Consider the following 17,776-nt stretch of genomic DNA (forward strand, 5'->3'; position numbering starts at 1 on the left):
AATGCCAAGCGCTCTATCGAACCTGAACATCGGCGGCAGTTCTGCGAAAGGACCAACCCTCGACACCGTCGGCTCCATTCCGCCGCCACCCGCGCGCGATTGGCCCGACATCAAACTCGACCTGATGAACGCGCGAGCCGACGGCTGGGGTCTCGTCCCCATGCCCGAGATGGAGGCCTACCTCAACGGCCTGCTCGCGACGATCAAGAAAACCGCGGCGACGCCGAACTATCCGGGCTCCGTGCATATCATCTCTGAGACCGGACTCAACGCGAATTCAAGTGCGGGCGGCAATATCTTCGTGTCGATCGGTTGGTTGCAGTCAGCCGAATCGGAGGACGAGATATTTGCGATCCTTTCTCACGAGTTCGGCCATATCTACCTCAACCATCACGCGATTTTTGACGCGCGCACGGCTGGCGATACGTCGCTTGCCATCGTGTCGCTCGCCTGGACAGTGACGAACAAATCGCCGACATCAACCACGTGGACCGGAGTGGACAATATCGCCGTTGTGCAGACGCTCGGCACACGCGTGCTGTTCCCTGCCTGGCAACGCAGCGTCGAAGAACAAGCGGACCGGTTCGGCGCGACGATCAGTCTGCGTTGCGGCTATTCCTACGTGGACGGTTTCAAGGCTTTCTTCGAACGCGTCATCGCGTACGATCAGGATGCCAAAGCACGACGTCAAAAACTGCGTGAGAAGCAACTGCAAGCAGGGCGGGAGAAGGCCGGACAGCAGGCCGCGGCGCAGGCGCGTACTCAGCCGATCGCGCCGGCCGTCGGCGGCGGCGCAGCGCAAACGGTGAATCAGCTCACCAGCATAGGCGAACTGCGCGACGCGGTCTCACAGTACACGTCCGCGCGTGCGGGCGCGCAGGCGAGCGTCGCGGAAAATCTCTTCGATGCCCGTGCGGTAATCGACGATCAGATCTCGGCGCAACTCGAAACTTTGCATGACGATCACGGCGATCCGGCCGCTCGCGAGGATAACCTGACCGCACTCGTGCGCCCGATGCTTGGCGACAAACTGCCCGATGCACGGACCGAGCCGTGGAACGCCGCCCGCAAGCGCGGCTCTACTCCGCTCATTCTGGCCCACTACAAATCCATTTCCGACATGCAGGATCTGCAAGCCACAGGCAACTACTCGCAAGCGCTGCAAGTGGCGTTGACGGTCGCATCAGGCCCGACAGCGGACCACGCTTATCCCGTGTTTCTGTTGTCGAATATGATGACGCTGTCACGGTCGGCGCCGCCGGATACGCAGGCGCAGGTGCTGCGGCGCAATCTGGCTTCACGCGACCGTTCATGGGCGGTGCAAACCAATCTTGCCAACCGCATCGGACAGAAAGACCCGAAGCAAGGTGAAGCGTTCCTGTTGCAGCAGTTCGATTACTTCGGCCGGACGTCGGTGACATGGCCCAATGTGATCTCGTGGTATCGCGAGCATGGCGATATCAATCGCGCGAAGCAGTTGGCCAACACATGCTGGACAGAACATCCGGAAATGCGCGCTGCCTGCGTCGCCGCTTCGCAGGCGCCCGCACAAAAGAAAAGCGATGATCAGGCCGGCGGCTTCAGTAAGGCGGTCGACAAAATGCTCGACCAGGCTAAGGGGCTGTTGCCGAAGTGATGGCTCGAGTGGCCTGTCGCCCGAGTTGTCGCGGAGCATGGGGAAGGTAAATACGTCACCCGGCTTCATCATCGACCGAAGCTGTCACTCGCCCGTCGGCGTCTGAGCGCCTGCTCGACGCCGATAAACGACTTCCCAAACATTCCGGGTTGCCAATATTTCCAGAGTGGTGCGATACGCCGGCGCTCACTCGACCACCGGCGCTCTCTTCAGTTTCCGGACACCAGCTTGAGTCCGATAACGCCTGCAAGAATAAGCACAATGCAAAGCACCCTCATCGGCGCAGCAGAGTCGCCTAGCACGATCATTCCCAGTATCGCGGTGCCCGCCGCTCCGATGCCGGTCCACACCGCGTAGCCGGTGCCCACTGGCAGCGTACGAAGCGAGATGGAAAGAAGAAAGACACTCGACAGGCCGGTGGCGACCGTGAACAGTGCGGGTGTCAATCGCGTGAAGCCGTCAGACCACTTCATGCCAAAAGCGAATGCGATCTCAAGAACGCCTGCGATACTGAGCAATATCCATGACATGGATGACAAATCCGTTCGTTGAATCGCCAGAAGTTTCGGCCAGCGCAGTGAAGCGACATCCGGCTCGATCCGCTGCCGCAAATATGGACCGGAAAGCTTCAACCCTGGCCACCGCTTGAAGAAGAAGTGAACGCTACCGAATAGACATTTCCATGGGTAAAGCGTCCGCTTGCAGGGCTCAAGCTTTCGAAGCTGCGGCAGGCGGCGTGCGGAACGTGATCCCCAATCGATTGAAGGCGTTCATCAAGCCGATTGCGTAAGTCAGATCCGCGAGTTCCTTGTCGCTGAATTCCGCGGCCGCGGCTTCATAGTCCGCGTCGGGAACGTGGGTTTCGGCCACACGTGTCACGGTTTCCGCCCAGGCCAACGCGACCCGTTCGCGGGTACTGAAGACTTCACCCGAATCACGCCACACGGGCACGAGTACGAGCTTGTCGACCGTCACGCCGAACTTGAGCAGGTCGCGAGTAGGCATATCGATGCAATATGCGCAACCGTTGATCTGCGAAACACGTAGATACACGAGATCGACGAGTTCTTTTGAAAGGCCAGACTTTTGAAGCGTGACGTACACTGCCCCAAAGGCCTTGTAACCTTCAGGCGAAGCTTTGGCGTAGTCGATACGGTGGCTCATGACGAATCCCTTTGTTTGATGATTGAGAGACTCCATCGTGATGCATCTTGGCCTATGCGAGAAGAACCATGATCGGGCTTGCGTACTAGTCCATGATTGCGCGCCTGACGGCTCCCGTCGCCGTTAAATCAGCTTTAAAATGCGCTTGCCGAGTTTCTCGGCCGTACTCTGCGCATCGATGTTGGTGAAACTCAAAAGCAAGGCCGACGTTGCATCGCGACCCATCGTCCAGTCGGTCAATGCTTCCGCGTACAGCCCGTCTTCCCGCATGCGTGCGACGAGCCGACGATCCGAGCGCCGAGCTTGCAATCGCAAGAGCAAGTGCATTCCCCCCGGTTGCGAATCGATCCGCATGTGTTTTCCCAGCACGCTTTCCAGGCCCGCGACCGTCGCCTCCCGACGCTCTGCGTAGAGCTTCCGCATCCGTTGGATATGGCGTGCGAAGTGCCCTTCCTTGATAAAGGCCGTGACGATAGCCTGAGTCAGCTCGGGGCTGCCGCCCGCAAAAGCTTGAATGATCTGCTCAAACCTCTCGACTTGCGTTTCGGGCACGACAAGATAGGCAAGCCGGATACTCGGAAAAAGTACCTTGCTGAACGTGCCCGCATAGAGCACTCGTCCATCGCGGTCCAGGCTTTTTAGAGCGGGCAGAGGACGGCTGACATAGCGGTACTCGCCGTCGTAATCGTCCTCGACGATCCACGCATTGTTACGTGCGGCCCAGTCCAGCAACGCGTGACGCCGGGGCAACGATAAAGACACGGAAAGCGGACTCTGATGCGCGGGCGTGACCACCGCCGCACGAGCCCGTGGGGCAAGCTTGAGTCCATCGGCGACGACCATTCCGTCCCGGTCTACAGGCACCGGGACCGCCGCGATATTCATATTCCCCAGGAGTTCGCGAGTAGGTGGATAGCCAGGGTCTTCAAGCCAAACGCGATCGCCCGGCTTCAGCAGCGCATGAGCAATCAACTCGATGGTGTGACGATATCCCGACGTCACGAATATCTGCGAAGGCGAACAGTTGATGCCGCGCGACACCTGTAGATAGGCGGCGATTTCCGCGCGCAATTCCGGCAGACCGAATACAGACGGATGAACCATGTCCGATGGTTGCATGGCCCGTATACATCGGGCGCCCAGGCGTGCCCAGATTTTTCGAGGAAAGGCATCCAGAGCGGGCAATCCCATCTGGAACGGCCAGATCGAATCCGGACGAAAACTTGGTGCGGCCATGTTGCTTTCGGGCCGTGGCGTCACACCGGCGACGGGTGTTCGCGGTTTGAGGTCAGGCGTCACAATGGTTCCCGCCTGGCCACGTGCCTGGATATATCCCTCAGCAGCCAGCAAAGAATAAGCGGCCTCGATCGTGCCTCTAGCCAGACCGAGTTCCTTGGTCAGCGCGCGTGCCGAGGGTATCCGGTCGCCTGGCTTCAACACGCCGCTGGCGATGGCGGCACGAAACCGATCGTAGATCTGTCGATAAAAAGGGGCGGCCGCTGTCGGATCCAACGGCGAGATAGTGCTGCTTTTGGCGAGGGGCATAGGGACGGGTCAACTCTGCAAAACAGTGGAAAAGGATTGCGCCGTGATGACCCGAAGTGACGGCTCGACGTTATTTAAAACGACCGTCATCAAGCCAACCGAATCATGGATCAGATTGTATGTCGATTCATGGACCTTTTTGATGGACCATGCGGTTCGTAGAATGATCACCTGTCTCGCGCGTCAGAGTAGCACCGCGCGTTGGACGGCCTCGGATCTGCAGGCAATCTCTTTTCGTCGCCATAGTGGAGTTCACGCGATATGCCGATACGTTCAATCAAAAGCATTGCCGTGTTCTGTGGATCGAACTACGGCGCTGTCGACGAGTTCGCCGACGGTGCGCGAGCACTCGGTCGCGCTCTGGGATCAGCACGAATAACGCTCGTCTACGGCGGAACGACAAAAGGTCTGATGGGCGTTGTCGCCGATGCCGCGTTGGCTGCCGGCGGCAACGTGCATGGTGTGATTACCGAAAGCCTGCATCTGCGTGGGCAATCGCATTCAGGTCTGACTCACCACGAAATCGTGCAGAGCTTGCGTAGTCGAAAAGAACGAATGGTCGAGCTTGCCGATGCGTTCATCGCCCTGCCGGGAGGCATCGGCACCATTGAAGAACTGATGGAGGTGTGGACGATGAACCAACTTTCGGAGATCGACAAACCCGTGGGTCTGTTGAACACGGCCAGCTTTTTTGCCGCGTTTTTAGGGTTTATCGACCACATGGTCGACGCGAAATTCCTGCCGGCGGCGCATCGGCATTCGATATCCGTGGATGTAGACGCAAACGCCTTGATAGAAAATCTTCACAGCTACGCACGAGTCGACGTGCCCAAATGGCTATAGGATTTTCGTCGGCGGAAGCCATTGCGGGGCTGGCCGAAGGGCAAACCGGGCAATTCGAACTCCCTCATTCAGCGCTAATTCTGGGCTCGCAATATGTATTCGTGGCTGGCCGGGGTACTTCGCAACGAACCGCCGTTCAATCGGGAACGACGCCGCGAATAACCCGGCCAGCAACTTCGCGATAGCGCGAGCCGTATTCCATACCCAGAATGAAGCTGCAACCTTGAAGGAGAATGACCATGAACAAGTTTTTGCGCACCACACTGATCGCCGGCCTGATCGCTTTGCCGACTGCGGCGTTCGCACAACCCGTCACGCAGATCGATGAAATGCAGGTCGAGATGGTGGCCTATGAAGTGGTCGGTGTCGATTCACCGCAGATGTCGACGCATGCTGCTCCCGCTATCGGCAACAGCGGCACGCATGCGAGCGCAAGTCCCGCCGAGTTGTTGCGTCCGGGCTATGACGTGGGTCTGAAGTCGATTTACTTGCGCCACTAAAGCCGGATATGAAACTCATCAACCGGCACCGTCCGGCTCGATCGGCAAACTGACCGTCGCCACGATGCCGGACTGTCCATCATCACGATTGCGCAGCGTCACCGTCCCGCCGTACCGCGTGACAATCGCCTTCACGATCGACAGTCCGAGACCACTGCCTTCAATGTCGGTATTGGCGCGAAAGAACCGGTCGAACACGCGGGGCAGCAGGGTTTCGTCGATGCCGGAACCGGTGTCCTTCACTTCGACGGAGACCATGCCGTCGTGCACTCGGGTCGACAAGTCGATTGTGCCGCCGTCGGGCGTATAGCGAACCGCATTGCTGACGAGGTTCTTGATCACCGTGCCGATGTCGAGCTCGATTGCGCGCACATTGGCGCTGACCATTTCGTCCGCGCCGATGTCGATGCCACGCTGCATGGCAATCGGCAGCACATCGGAAATGGCATTGACGACGGCGGCCGCGACATCGACGCTGACCATTGCCCGTGTCATCGATTGCCCGACGGGCGGCGCGTCCGCGCGCGCGAGCCGCAGCAACTGCGAAATCAGATTGCTGCTCCGCGTGATGCCGCCTTGAAGCGCGCGAAACCGTTCCTGATTGCTCGGCATGATGTCGCGTTGCAGATTATCGGCCTGCAATTGCAGAGCCGTGAGCGGCGTTCGCAACTCGTGCGCGGCATCGGAAATGAATTTGCGTTCATTCTCGATGGAGCGGGCCAGCCGCTCGATCATCAGATTGATCGAGCGGATAAACGGCAGCAATTCGGTGGGCACACCCGCAACGGGGAGCGCTTGCAGATGGTTCACATCGATCACGCGAGCTTCGTTGCCAAGCCTGTTCAGTTCCCGCAAAGAGCGGTTCACGACAAGGATGACCGCGGCCCAAACGAGCGGAATGAACACGACGATCGGCCATAGCGTCCTGGTCGCGGCGGCCTCCTCGATCTCATGACGTACGGAAAGGCGCTGCGCGACCTGCACGGTCTGAGCGCCGTCGCGAGCCGTGTAGATCCGCCACTTTTCACCATTAACGACCGGCGACGTGAAGCCCGCTGCCGCATCGCGCGGCAGGAGCAACGAAGGCTCAGTGGTCCGCACTGGCTGGCTCTCGCCATCTTTCCAGATGACGATGAAAATATCGCGCGCATCTTGCGAGCCGCGCGCCGGGACTGTGGGGATGCCGTCGCCAAAGCCCACTCGCAAACGCGATGCAACCTGTTCCATGCGCAGGTCGAGTACCGCGCTCATGCCGGCCACGCAGAACTGGTAGGAGCTGACGCCCTGCAGAATGGCGAACAGGCTCACCACGGCGCCGATTGCAATAACGAGTTGGTTGCGGAGCGATTTGAGCATGTATGTGGGCGATAAGAAGAGCGAGTGACCGAACCGCGAGAGGATGTGTGCCATCCTGGCATTGACGTGAGTAAGGCGCTCCGGCATCGCGATACGAGCCCCCCGTTCATTTTCGGCCTTTGCCTGTGGGGTCGGCGGGAACGATCTGGACGTGCTCGATGGCGGCTTCCACCAGATCCTCGGCGCTGCGTATACCGTCGGCGGATGCGGCCAGCGCATTCAGGCGTCCGTCGATCAGAAGCAAAGCAAGCCCGTGAACGTACGCCCAGGCTGCGGTCATGGCAATGGCCTGAGCCGCAGTGGTTCGAACGAAAGAGGATTTGTCTTCTTCCGCGCGTTCTGTGGGCGCGCTGACTACGCCGGCCAGGGCGCGCGCCGACGCTAACCGCGCCTGCACGAGGGCCGGGCGCGCGGCGTCTAGCATTTCGTTGCGCGACATGAGGTGCAGCAAATCCGGATTGGCCACCGCAAAGCTCACGTAGCCGCGGGCGATGGCTTTGCGCCGCACCTGGCCCGCTTCGATGCCGTCGGCCTGCTCCGCCATGGTGGCGGCGAGCCGCCGGTGTCCGCTCGCGGCAAGTTCGCTCAACACACCGGCTGTGTCGCCGAAATGATGCTGGGGCGCCGTATGCGATACGCCGGCTTCACGTGCAATAGCGCGCAACGTCAGGCCGCGAATGCCGTCTCGCCGTAGCACGACCTCCGCTGCTTCGAGCAGCGCGTGGGGCAGCGCGCCGTGATGATAGGGCTTCTCGCGCGATGCGTGGTCGGCTGAGGTTTGGGCTGGGGCTGGGGCTTTAGGCGGCGCGGACGTTTTGCGGCGTGACGTTGCTTCTTTCATGGTTCCCGGTCGCGGTCGGTATTTTTACAATGAAAAGATATATTGACGGGCTGACAGGGAAAAGTCAAAGACGCGCGAGCGCTTCACGCTGCGGGCCTCCTGTGCCGGTTGCAGGCATACTTCAAGGCCCACCTGCCGTCCAGCCGATGCAGCCGGTACCCGAGCGACGTTTGACGACATACCGGCGCGTTTCGCCGGCCACGCCGACCAGCAGCAGAAAGATCGAACCGGTGGCCGCGGCATTCGCGCTCGCCACCGACATATCTATGAGCCATTCAAGCAAGTCGGCCATGGGTGGTCCCCTTCGTTACCATGACGATGATCGTATCGGGCTTGAATTAGCGATGAATTAGCACGGCTTCAGACCAACGTAAGCTTCGTCGTGCGTCGCTCGACGGCCTGGACCGTTGCCGGCCAACCTGGTAGCATCACGCGCAGAGACGCCGTGGCTAGTCGGCGGCCCTGCAACTCGCTGGACATCTATATAGATTGAGTATGGAAAAGAAACGATCGCGGATTAGCCGGGAAACGCTGTGCCCGCCGATTGGCGCGCTGCTGCGCTATCAGGCGCGCATCGTGCGGGTCGTCGCTGAAGCGCGCGGCCAACGGGCGATGATCGAATCGCTCGACACCTCGGGCCGCACGTTTGTCAGCACTGTGAAATGGAACAGCCTGCGCGAACTCGGCGCCCAACTGTTCTGATAGCGAAGCCGACGAATCGGTCTGAAATCGGCGGCAAATCAAATAGTGGGAAGCAGGCGCCGCGGCGCATTCGCCTCATGATATTAGGGAATGCCTAAGCTTGAGCCGCCGACGTCCAGCGTCGTAAAATCGTGGCACATCGATTTGAGGGCCCAGCAATGCGTCTGGCTTCTCGTTGCGATTTCAACCGCGCTTTGCACCGTCCGTCTTTGCAGTGCGATACCCGGCGGCGCCCGGCGAGGCGGCGTTCCATGCTTTTTCGATCCGCTCCTCGCAATGAGGCCGGCGGCGCTCGCGGATTTGTCGTTCGATCCGCATCATGACCCCGCTCATTTCCGTCAAACGGCTTAGCAAGCGCTTTCCTGGCGTGAGGGCGCTTCACGAAGTCCAGTTCGAACTCATGGCGGGCGAGGTCCACGCGCTGATGGGCGAGAACGGCGCCGGCAAGTCCACGCTGATGAAAATCCTCGCCGGCGTGTACACGCGGGATACCGGCGAAATTCTCTATGACGGCCAGCCGGTCGATTTCCAGAGCCCGCGCGAGGCGCAGGCCGTGGGCGTCGGCATCATTCATCAGGAACTCCAGCTGATGAACCATCTGACCGTCGCGCAGAACATGTTCATCGGCCGTGAGCCGCGTGGACGTCTCGGCCTGTTCCTCGACGAAGACAAACTCAACGCACAAGCGCACGACATCCTCTCCCGCATGCACGTGACCCTCGACCCGCGCGCGGTGGTCAGCACGCTCACGGTCGCGAGGCAGCAGATGGTCGAAATCGCCAAGGCTTTGTCGTTCGATTCGCGCGTGCTGATCATGGACGAACCGACCTCGGCGCTCAACGACGCCGAAATCGCCGAGCTGTTCCGCATCATTCGCGAGCTGAAGAACCGGGGCGTCGGAATCATCTACATCTCGCACAAGATGGATGAGTTAAAGCAGATTGCCGACCGCGTTACCGTGTTGCGCGACGGAGAATATGTGGCGACGGTCGCGGCGAAAGACACGACCGTGCAAGCGATCATCGGCATGATGGTCGGGCGAACCTTGACCGACGCAGCGCCTTCCCAGCACATCGCCAACCAGGGCGAGGTCGCGCTCGAAGTCACCGACCTGAATGCCGGCCCGCTGGTCAGAGACGTGAGCTTCTCGCTGCGCAAGGGCGAGATTTTGGGCTTCGCGGGCTTGATGGGCGCCGGCCGCACCGAGGTCGCCCGCGCGGTGTTCGGTGCCGATCCGATCGAGTCGGGCGAGATCGTCGTGAAAGGCGTGAAAGCATCGATCAGGAATCCGAGCGATGCGGTGGCGCGCGGCATCGGCTATCTCTCGGAAGACCGCAAGCGTTTCGGCCTCGCGACCGGCATGAGCGTCGAATCGAACATCGTGATGTCGAACTTGCGCAAATTCCTGTCGCTGAATTTTTTCCTGCGCCGCGCGCAGATTCGCAAGACCGCTGCGCATTTCATCAATCTGCTCGCCATTCGCACGCCTTCGGCGACGCAGGAGGTGCGGCTGCTCTCGGGCGGCAATCAGCAGAAGATCGTCATTGCGAAATGGCTCGAGCGCGACTGCGACGTGCTCTTCTTCGATGAGCCGACACGCGGCATCGACGTCGGCGCTAAAAGTGAAATCTACAAGCTTCTGCGCTCGCTCGCTGACCAGGGCAAGGCAATCGTAATGATCTCGTCGGAACTGCCGGAAATCCTGCGTATGAGCGACCGCATCGTCGTGATGTGCGAGGGCCGCATCACTGGCGAACTTCCGGCGTCGGGAGCGACCCAGGAGAGCATCATGGAACTGGCGACGCAGCGCGAACCCCTAAACGTGGCGTAAGCCTCGAGAGGTCTTTCATGACAATGCAATCGGATACTTCGGCGCTGGGTAATAAGAAGACCTCTTCGGGCCTCAGAGCACGCCTGTTTACGCCGACCGCTTTGCAAAAGCTGCTCGCTTTTGGGAGCCTCATTCTGCTGCTGGTGTTTTTCAGCTTCGCGTCCCCCGCATTCATGCAGATGGACAACATGCTCGGAATTCTGCAGGCGACGGCGGTCAACGGCGTGCTCGCGATTGCCTGCACGTTCGTCATCATTACCGGCGGTATCGATCTGTCCGTCGGCACGTTGATGACTTTCACGGCGGTCATTTGCGGCGTATTTCTGACCTACTGGCATTTGCCGATGTGGACCGGCGTCCTTGCCGCGATCGGCACGGGCGCGATCTGCGGGACCGTCTCGGGAACGCTGACGGCGAAAATGAAAATACCGCCGTTCATCGCTACGCTCGGCATGATGATGCTGCTGAAAGGGCTGTCGCTGGTCGTCTCGGCCGACAAGCCGATCTATTTCACCGACACCGAAAACTTCTACATGATCTCGCAGGATTCGCTGATCGGCGATCTGCTGCCGAGCTTGCCTGTGCCGAACGCGGTCCTGATTCTGTTTTTCCTGGCGGTGGCGAGTTCGATCACGCTCAATCGCACGGCGCTCGGCCGCTATACCTTCGCGCTCGGCAGCAACGAAGAAGCGGTACGCCTGTCCGGCGTAAATGTCGATCGGTGGAAGATCGCCATCTACGGTTTGAGCGGTGCGATTTGCGGCATTGCTGGACTATTGATCGCCTCGCGTTTGAACTCGGCGCAGCCGGCGCTGGGCCAAGGTTACGAACTCGAAGCAATCGCGGCCGTGGTGATCGGCGGAACGTCGCTGAGCGGCGGCGCGGGCACGATTCTCGGCACGATCATCGGCGCGTTCATCATGAGTGTGCTGACCAACGGTCTGCGCATCATGTCCGTTGCGCAGGAATGGCAGATCGTGGTGACCGGTCTCATCATTATTCTCGCGGTCTACGGCGATATTTTGCGGCGCAAGAAAAGCTGACGCGACGCGGGACAGGATAAGGAATGGAGCGCCATAAGCTCCCCAACGGCTGAAGTCGATAGCCCATCTTAGGAGGAGAAACACCATGTTGAAAAGAAAACTAATCGGTGTCGTGGTTGGCGTTGGCGCTCTCATCGGCGGGACGAGCGTGTCATATGCGGACACCTACATCCCGCTTATTTCGAAGGGGTTCCAGCATCAGTTCTGGCAGGCCGTCAAATCCGGCGCCGAACAGTCGGCGAAGGAGCACAACGTCAGGATCACCTTCGAGGGTCCGGAAACCGAGGCCATGGTCGATAAACAGATCGACATGCTCTCGGCCGCGCTCGCCAAGAAGCCGCAGGCGCTCGGCATCGCCGCGCTCGATAGCAAGGCGGCCATTCCACTGTTAAAGCGGGCACAGGCCGGCAAGATACCCGTGATCGCTTTCGACTCCGGCGTGGACAGCGATATTCCGTTGACAACGTGCACGACCGATAACCTCGCAGCGGCCGCCCTCGCTGCCGACAAGATGGCCGAGATGATCGGCAATGCCGGCGAGGTCGGCGTGATCGTGCACGACCAGACGAGCCGCACCGGCATCGATCGCCGCGACGGCTTCCTCAATCAAATGAAAGCGAAGCACCCGAACATCAAGATCGTCTCGGTTCAATATGGCGGCGGCGACCATTTGAAGTCTGCGGAAATCGCCAAGACGATGATCCAGGCGAACCCCAATCTCAAGGGCATCTTCGGCGCGAATGAAGGCTCTGCGGAAGGCGCCGCGATCGGTGTCAAGGAATCGGGCAAGAAGCTGGTGCTGATCGGCTACGACTCGGGCAAGGAGCAGAAGGACGATATCAACTCGGGCTTGATGGCGGGCGCCATTACGCAGAACCCGGTTGGCATCGGCAAGTGCGTGGTCGACTCCGCGGTGAAGGCGCTCAAGGGCGAGAAGCTGCCGAAGAAAGTCGACACGGGCTTCTACTGGTACGACAAGACGAATATGACCGATCCAAAGATCGCAGCCGTGCTCTACGATTGAGCGCTGCCTTTTGAGCGTGTGGAGAGGCAAGGGTCGCGGCGTCGTTCGATGCCACGGCCCTCTTTGCATTTAGAACGAAGTCGAAGACTGTCGCAGAGGAGAGTGTTCAGATGCCCACGATCACCAGGTTGTCCGTCCGTGAAATTCGGTTTCCCACCTCGCGCTTATTGGACGGCTCAGATGCGATGAACGCCGCGCCGGATTACTCCGCCGCCTACGTCACGCTCGAAACCGATTCGCCCGACGCGCTTACCGGCCACGGCCTCACCTTCACGATTGGGCGCGGCAACGAGATCTGCGTGGCCGCGGTTCAGGCGCTGGCTCCGTTGATCGTCGGTAAAAGGCTCGAGGATATCGCCGCGAACATGGGCGCTTTCTGGCGCGCGCTGACCTCGGATAGCCAGTTGCGCTGGATTGGCCCGGACAAGGGCGCGATTCATCTGGCGACGGCGGCTGTCGTCAACGCGGCCTGGGATCTGTGGGCCAAAGCGGAAGGCAAGCCCGTGTGGAAGTTGCTTGTCGACATGAGCCCCGAAGAGCTCGTGCGCTGCCTCGACTTCCGCTACGTGACCGACGCGATCACGCCGCAGGAAGCGATCGCGATGTTGCATCGTCATGCGAAGACACGGGGCGAACGCGAAAAGGAAATGCTTGCGCAGGGCTATCCGGCCTATACGACATCCGCGGGCTGGCTCGGCTACGACGACGACAAAATCCGCCGGCTCGCGCGTGAAGGTGTCGCGCAGGGCTGGACGCACTTCAAGCAGAAAGTGGGCGGCAACCTCGACGAGGATATGCGCCGCGCCCGCATTCTGCGCGAAGAAATCGGCGAAGACCGCAAGCTGATGATGGACGCGAACCAGGTGTGGGATGTCGACGAAGCGGTCGCGAACATGCGGCGCCTCGCGGAATTCGATCCGTGGTGGATCGAGGAGCCCACGAGCCCCGACGACATTCTCGGCCACGCGGCCATCCGTCAACGGCTTCGGCCGATCGGCGTCGCGACCGGCGAGCACTGTCAAAACCGGGTGATGTTCAAGCAGTTGCTGCAGGCGCAGGCCATCGACTTCTGTCAGGTCGATAGCTGCCGGCTGGGTGGTTTGAACGAGGTGATCGTCGTTCTGCTGATGGCGGCGAAATTCGGCGTGCCGGTGTGCCCGCATGCGGGCGGTGTCGGATTGTGCGAGTACGTCCAGCATATTTCGCTGTTCGACTATATCTGCGTGTCAGCGTCGCTGGAAAACCGGGTGCTCGAATACGTGGATCATCTGCATGAGCATTTCGTCGATCCGGTCGTGATCCGCAATGGCCGTTATATGCCGCCGCAGCGTTCGGGTTACAGCATCGAGATGCATGCGGCGTCGCTCGATGAATATGACTTTCCGGAGGGGGCGGCGTGGAAGGGGTGAGGCGGCGTTCGTCCTTGGTTCGATCACTCAGCGCAACCCCAGCGCCAGCTCCGCAAACTGCATGGCCCGCGCATTCGCATCGCCGTAACGGTGCGCGATATACAACGTGGTCGTAGTGTCGGTCTCATCGAGCGTTTTGAACACGACGCCGGGCACCGCGATGGTCTGCAACGTAGCGGGCACGAGGGCAATTCCGAGGCCCGTGGCAGTCAGCCCGATCAGCGTCGAAGCCTGCTGCGCTTCCTGCACCACGTGCGGCTCGAAGCCGCGTTTCGCACACAGCGCGAGTATCTGCTGCGACACGGCCACACCCGCTGCGCGCGGATAGGCGATAAACGGTTCGCCGCGCAAATCCTTGATCTTGATCGACGCGGCTTTCGCCAGGCGATGACCCGCATGCATGGCGACGAGCAACGGCTCATCCATTAACGGCGTGAAGACGAGTTCGGTCCGCGGCGTGTCGTCCGGCAACCTCAACAGACCGACATCCAGCTCACGCTGTTCGATCGCCTCGATCTGCAACGACGACGACAGTTCGAGCAACGAGATATTCACCTTCGGCCGCTGCGTGCGGTAAGCGTGAATCAGACGCGGAAAGAGCGGCGACAACGAAGACGCATTCGTGAAGCCGACCCGCAAACGCCCCACCTCGCCACTGACCGTTTCCCAGACACTCTCTTTCGCATGCTCGATTCGCGCAAGGATGGCCCGCGCGTCGTCGACCAGCGCCAGCCCCGCCTCGGTCAGCGTGACCGTGCGGCGGGTGCGGTGAAACAGGCGCGCTCCCAGTTCCGCCTCCAGCGCCTGAATCGCCAGACTCAGCGGGGCCTGCGTAATGCCCAGCCGCTCGGCGCTGCGGCGGAAATGCAGTTCCTCGGCGAGGACCACGAAAAATTCCAGATGGCGGATATTCATTGATTTGCTCTGTAAATCAATAACCTTGCTTTAGAGAATAAATCAAAACTGTTTCCGGGGCGATACTGTTTTCCACCAACATCAACGCCAACACCAAAGGGAGACAGCATGAACGGTGCGGAACTCGTCGAGCGCCTGCGAGCGCGGCAGAAAATCATTGCGCTGGGCATTCGCGCCTCGCGCACCACGGACGCCGTCCGTTGGGCCAAAGCCGCCGGCTACGACACGATCTGGGTGGACATGGAACACAGTTCGCTGCCGGTCGACACCGTCTCGCAACTTTGCTCGTGCGCGGTCGACCTCGGCCTGATGCCGTGGGTGCGTGTGCCGGAGCGCGACTACGGCACGATCAACCGCGTGCTGGATGGCGGCGCGCTTGGCATCATCGTGCCGCGCGTCGAAACGGCGGCGCAGGCGCGCGACGCCGTGATTGCGACGCGCTTTCCGCCGCTCGGCCAGCGCTCGCAACTGGCGACGCTGCCCTACGTCGGCTTCGAAAAATTGCCCGCTCGCGAACTCAATCGACGTCTGAACGACGCGACCGTGCTCAAAGTGCTGATAGAAAGCCGCGCCGGCGTGGAAGCGGCCGACGCGATCGCGGCGATCGAAGGCGTCGACGTGCTCGCGCTCGGCTGCAACGATCTGTCCGCCGATATGGGCTACACCGGCGAATCGGCGCATCCCGAGGTGGTGGCCGCGTGCCGCCAGGTGATCGCGGCGGCGCAGCGGCACGGCAAGGTGGTGATCGTCGGCGGCATGCCGGAATGCGCGGCGCTTGATGAACTGCGCCGCGACGGCGCGGCGCCGTTCATCTTTGGCGGCATCGACAGCGATGTTTATCTCGCGGCGCTGCGCGAGCGCGCCGAGCAGGCACGTCAACTCTAACTCGACACTTCTACTTTTAGATCATGGCAGAAACTCCGCTGATTTCCACGCCGATGCGCGACTACGACACGCTCTCGCGCCCGTCTTTCACCATGCCCGCGCTCGCCTGCGACGCCCACATGCATGTGTTCGGCCCCGAGGACAAATATCCGAAGGTCGAGCATCCGCACTACACGCTGCCGGACGGCAAGCTCTCGCACTATCTGCAGATGATGAGCGTGCTGCAACTGAAGCGCTTCGTAATCGTGCAACCGAGTTTTTACGGCACCGACAACCGCTGCATGATCGATGCGCTGCATGTGGCGGGATCGATCGCACGCGGCGTCGTGATGATTGAGGAGAACACCAGCGCGGCGACGCTCGACAGTTTTCATCTTTCCGGTGTGCGCGCGGTAAGGCTCGACCTGTTCGCACGCTCCGGCTTGCCGACCGCGGAGATCCAGCAATACATCACGCGTATGGCGCGTTTGTGCGCGAGCCTCGGCTGGCATGTGCAGTTCTATGCGCCGGGTTGGATCGTGCGCAATCTGATTCCGTTTCTTGCCGACGTACAGAGCGATTTCGTTATCGACCACATGGGCTACATGCTGGAAGAAGACGGTCTCACGCAAGCCGATTTCGACCGCTTATTGAGCTTGCTGAAAGACGGCAACTGCTGGCTTAAACTCAGCGCACCGTATCGCATCGCCAAACATCGCGGCTATGAAGCAGTCGCGCCAATGGCCGAGGCGATCATCAAAGCGGCGCCGCACAGAGTGATCTGGGGCTCGGATTGGCCGCACATTCCCGATTCGACGCGCGACACCGGCGAGTTGCTGAATCTGCTCGGTGCATGGACTGACGAAGCAGAGGTTCGCAAGTTGATTCTGTCGGACAATCCGGCGCGTCTGTTCGATTACTAGAGAGCACGCAAGCTTATGGCCTATCAACCCGACGCAGCTTTTGCAGGTCTGTTTCGTGCCTTCACGTCCGACCCGCAGAGCATCGGCGTACATCTGACGCAACAGATGGCGCAGCAAGCCGACGACGCGGCGATGCTCGTCTCGACCGGCAGCGATATCGCGCTGTTTCCGGGCGGCGGACGGGCGCCGTCGATCGAAAGTTTTCGCCAATCGACGCGTGGCTTTATCGAGTTGACCGCGGTGTCGCATTTGCCGCTGGCGTTGGCCTATCTGGCGAGAATGCGCGAAGTGGCGCCGCACGACGACACGTGGAAAAGCGACGCGGCACGCTTGCGCCAACACGCGCAGGCCGTGCGTGAGGCCAACTCGGTCGCCTTGTGGCGCGATCATGTTGCGGTGAAGAGCTTCAGCGGTCATGAGCGCAAGATCGCCAACCTCGTCGATTACACCTGCGGCGCGGCGATCGACTGGCTTGCGCGAGCCGAACAGGATCCGGAGGTTCTGAGTTTCGAGCGCCTGAATGCGGAGTACTTCGCCGCGCCCTTAAGCGCTGCGTTGCCCGTGCCGATGAACGACGTGATGTTCGCCACCTTCGGGCTCGCGTTCCTCGACATCGCCTATCGGATCGGCAACTGGCTGCGCGAGCAGTCGATCGACTGGCAACGCGCGATGGTGCTGGTGAGCGGCCAATCCGGCCGCCCGACGGCGGGCGCGACGTGGGCGTCGAACAATATGTGCTACTTGGTGTGGCGCGCGTCGGAGCGTGTATTGCCACCGGATCGGATTCTCGTTGCACCGCACGCGCCGTCGTTCTCGGTGGCCGAGGTCGGCGACGGGGCCGGGCTTGCCGAACTCGAACGCACGTATCGCCACCTGTGGCTCAACACGCGTTCGAGCATCGACGTGGCGCGTTTGCTGTTTCCCGAGCAGCGCGCGTATCGCGTCGAGCCGACGCCCGCCGACGGCATGCCGCCCATCACTTCTCTCGACGACCGCGACGCCACCGCCGCACGGCTGCGCCGCATCATGGAAGATCCCGCGCAGTTGCTGTCGAATTGCGTGGCGGACTACATCGTCGATCAGCTTCATGACAACGGCAATCAGCCGCAAAACGTGGCGATTCCCGGTTTCACCAACGTGTCGTATCCGGACGTCGTGAAGCCGTAACGGCATGCCTGCC

At 60.7% G+C, this 17,776-nt stretch carries 19 protein-coding genes; 11 read left to right on the top strand and 8 right to left on the bottom strand.

Translation table 11 applies throughout. The features are described from left to right. Window position 1: 1 nt before the first annotated feature. Window positions 2–1,636: a M48 family metalloprotease gene (locus PQR54_RS09000; RefSeq protein ID WP_408245046.1), complete on the top strand. Its 1,635-nt coding sequence runs from the start codon at window positions 2–4 to the stop codon at window positions 1,634–1,636. Window positions 1,637–1,845: 209 nt separating this feature from the next. Here PQR54_RS09000 and sugE read toward each other — a convergent pair whose 3' ends face one another. The 3 genes from sugE to pdxR form a co-directional block, all read right to left on the bottom strand. Continuing rightward, the gene (gene sugE / locus PQR54_RS09005; RefSeq protein WP_408246024.1) at window positions 1,846–2,166 is read right to left on the bottom strand and encodes a quaternary ammonium compound efflux SMR transporter SugE; all 321 of its coding nucleotides are present in this window, start codon (window positions 2,164–2,166) and stop codon (window positions 1,846–1,848) included. Window positions 2,167–2,344: 178 nt separating this feature from the next. Continuing rightward, window positions 2,345–2,800, bottom strand: a complete 456-nt coding sequence (locus tag PQR54_RS09010; RefSeq protein ID WP_408245047.1) for a carboxymuconolactone decarboxylase family protein — start codon at window positions 2,798–2,800, stop codon at window positions 2,345–2,347. Window positions 2,801–2,923: 123 nt separating this feature from the next. Next, window positions 2,924–4,345 (bottom strand): MocR-like pyridoxine biosynthesis transcription factor PdxR, encoded by a 1,422-nt coding sequence (gene pdxR / locus PQR54_RS09015; RefSeq protein ID WP_408245048.1) that lies wholly within the window; start codon window positions 4,343–4,345, stop codon window positions 2,924–2,926. Window positions 4,346–4,606: 261 nt separating this feature from the next. Here pdxR and PQR54_RS09020 point away from each other — a divergent pair, with 261 nt between their 5' ends. Continuing rightward, on the top strand, window positions 4,607–5,188 hold the full coding sequence (locus tag PQR54_RS09020) for an LOG family protein (protein ID WP_408245049.1): 582 nt from the start codon (window positions 4,607–4,609) through the stop codon (window positions 5,186–5,188). 239 nt (window positions 5,189–5,427) lie between these two features. Beyond that, complete coding sequence (locus PQR54_RS09025) at window positions 5,428–5,688, top strand: hypothetical protein (RefSeq protein ID WP_408245050.1); 261 nt, start codon at window positions 5,428–5,430, stop codon at window positions 5,686–5,688. A gap of 18 nt (window positions 5,689–5,706) precedes the next feature. Here the strand turns inward: PQR54_RS09025 and PQR54_RS09030 are convergent, their stop codons facing one another. From PQR54_RS09030 to PQR54_RS09040, 3 genes are all read right to left on the bottom strand, one after another. Beyond that, complete coding sequence (locus tag PQR54_RS09030; RefSeq protein WP_408245051.1) at window positions 5,707–7,044, bottom strand: sensor histidine kinase; 1,338 nt, start codon at window positions 7,042–7,044, stop codon at window positions 5,707–5,709. 106 nt (window positions 7,045–7,150) lie between these two features. Next, window positions 7,151–7,885, bottom strand: coding sequence for a TetR/AcrR family transcriptional regulator (locus tag PQR54_RS09035; protein ID WP_408245052.1), 735 nt, complete (start codon window positions 7,883–7,885; stop codon window positions 7,151–7,153). A gap of 121 nt (window positions 7,886–8,006) precedes the next feature. Then, a complete protein-coding gene (locus tag PQR54_RS09040; RefSeq protein ID WP_408245053.1) occupies window positions 8,007–8,177 on the bottom strand; it encodes a hypothetical protein in 171 nt (56 codons plus the stop codon). 203 nt (window positions 8,178–8,380) lie between these two features. Between PQR54_RS09040 and PQR54_RS09045 the strand changes: the two genes are divergently transcribed. Next, window positions 8,381–8,587: a hypothetical protein gene (locus tag PQR54_RS09045; RefSeq protein ID WP_408245054.1), complete on the top strand. Its 207-nt coding sequence runs from the start codon at window positions 8,381–8,383 to the stop codon at window positions 8,585–8,587. Window positions 8,588–8,770: 183 nt separating this feature from the next. Here the strand turns inward: PQR54_RS09045 and PQR54_RS09050 are convergent, their stop codons facing one another. After that, on the bottom strand, window positions 8,771–8,908 hold the full coding sequence (locus tag PQR54_RS09050) for a hypothetical protein (RefSeq protein WP_408245055.1): 138 nt from the start codon (window positions 8,906–8,908) through the stop codon (window positions 8,771–8,773). Here PQR54_RS09050 and PQR54_RS09055 point away from each other — a divergent pair. The 4 genes from PQR54_RS09055 to PQR54_RS09070 all read left to right on the top strand — a co-directional run bounded on the left by PQR54_RS09055 (window position 8,907) and on the right by PQR54_RS09070 (window position 13,894). Next, a complete protein-coding gene (locus tag PQR54_RS09055) occupies window positions 8,907–10,418 on the top strand; it encodes a sugar ABC transporter ATP-binding protein (RefSeq protein ID WP_408245056.1) in 1,512 nt (503 codons plus the stop codon). The genes PQR54_RS09050 and PQR54_RS09055 overlap by 2 nt on opposite strands. Before the next feature lie 17 nt (window positions 10,419–10,435). After that, a complete protein-coding gene (locus tag PQR54_RS09060; RefSeq protein ID WP_408245057.1) occupies window positions 10,436–11,461 on the top strand; it encodes an ABC transporter permease in 1,026 nt (341 codons plus the stop codon). 85 nt (window positions 11,462–11,546) lie between these two features. Then, window positions 11,547–12,485, top strand: coding sequence for an ABC transporter substrate-binding protein (locus PQR54_RS09065; protein WP_408245058.1), 939 nt, complete (start codon window positions 11,547–11,549; stop codon window positions 12,483–12,485). 110 nt (window positions 12,486–12,595) lie between these two features. Beyond that, window positions 12,596–13,894: an L-fuconate dehydratase gene (locus PQR54_RS09070; protein WP_408245059.1), complete on the top strand. Its 1,299-nt coding sequence runs from the start codon at window positions 12,596–12,598 to the stop codon at window positions 13,892–13,894. A gap of 27 nt (window positions 13,895–13,921) precedes the next feature. Here PQR54_RS09070 and PQR54_RS09075 read toward each other — a convergent pair whose 3' ends face one another. Further along, complete coding sequence (locus PQR54_RS09075) at window positions 13,922–14,809, bottom strand: LysR substrate-binding domain-containing protein (RefSeq protein WP_408245060.1); 888 nt, start codon at window positions 14,807–14,809, stop codon at window positions 13,922–13,924. A 108-nt stretch (window positions 14,810–14,917) separates the two neighbouring features. Here PQR54_RS09075 and PQR54_RS09080 point away from each other — a divergent pair, with 108 nt between their 5' ends. From PQR54_RS09080 to PQR54_RS09090, 3 genes are read left to right on the top strand one after another with little or no spacing between them, the layout of a single operon-like run. Beyond that, window positions 14,918–15,694, top strand: coding sequence for an HpcH/HpaI aldolase family protein (locus tag PQR54_RS09080; protein ID WP_408245061.1), 777 nt, complete (start codon window positions 14,918–14,920; stop codon window positions 15,692–15,694). A 23-nt stretch (window positions 15,695–15,717) separates the two neighbouring features. Continuing rightward, a complete protein-coding gene (locus tag PQR54_RS09085; RefSeq protein WP_408245062.1) occupies window positions 15,718–16,596 on the top strand; it encodes an amidohydrolase family protein in 879 nt (292 codons plus the stop codon). A gap of 15 nt (window positions 16,597–16,611) precedes the next feature. After that, window positions 16,612–17,763, top strand: coding sequence for a DUF5624 domain-containing protein (locus PQR54_RS09090; RefSeq protein ID WP_408245063.1), 1,152 nt, complete (start codon window positions 16,612–16,614; stop codon window positions 17,761–17,763). The last annotated feature ends 13 nt before the right edge of the window (window positions 17,764–17,776 follow it).

Origin of the sequence: Paraburkholderia phytofirmans, from assembly GCF_046028095.1 — a bacterium.
GTDB lineage: Bacteria > Pseudomonadota > Gammaproteobacteria > Burkholderiales > Burkholderiaceae > Paraburkholderia > Paraburkholderia phytofirmans_A.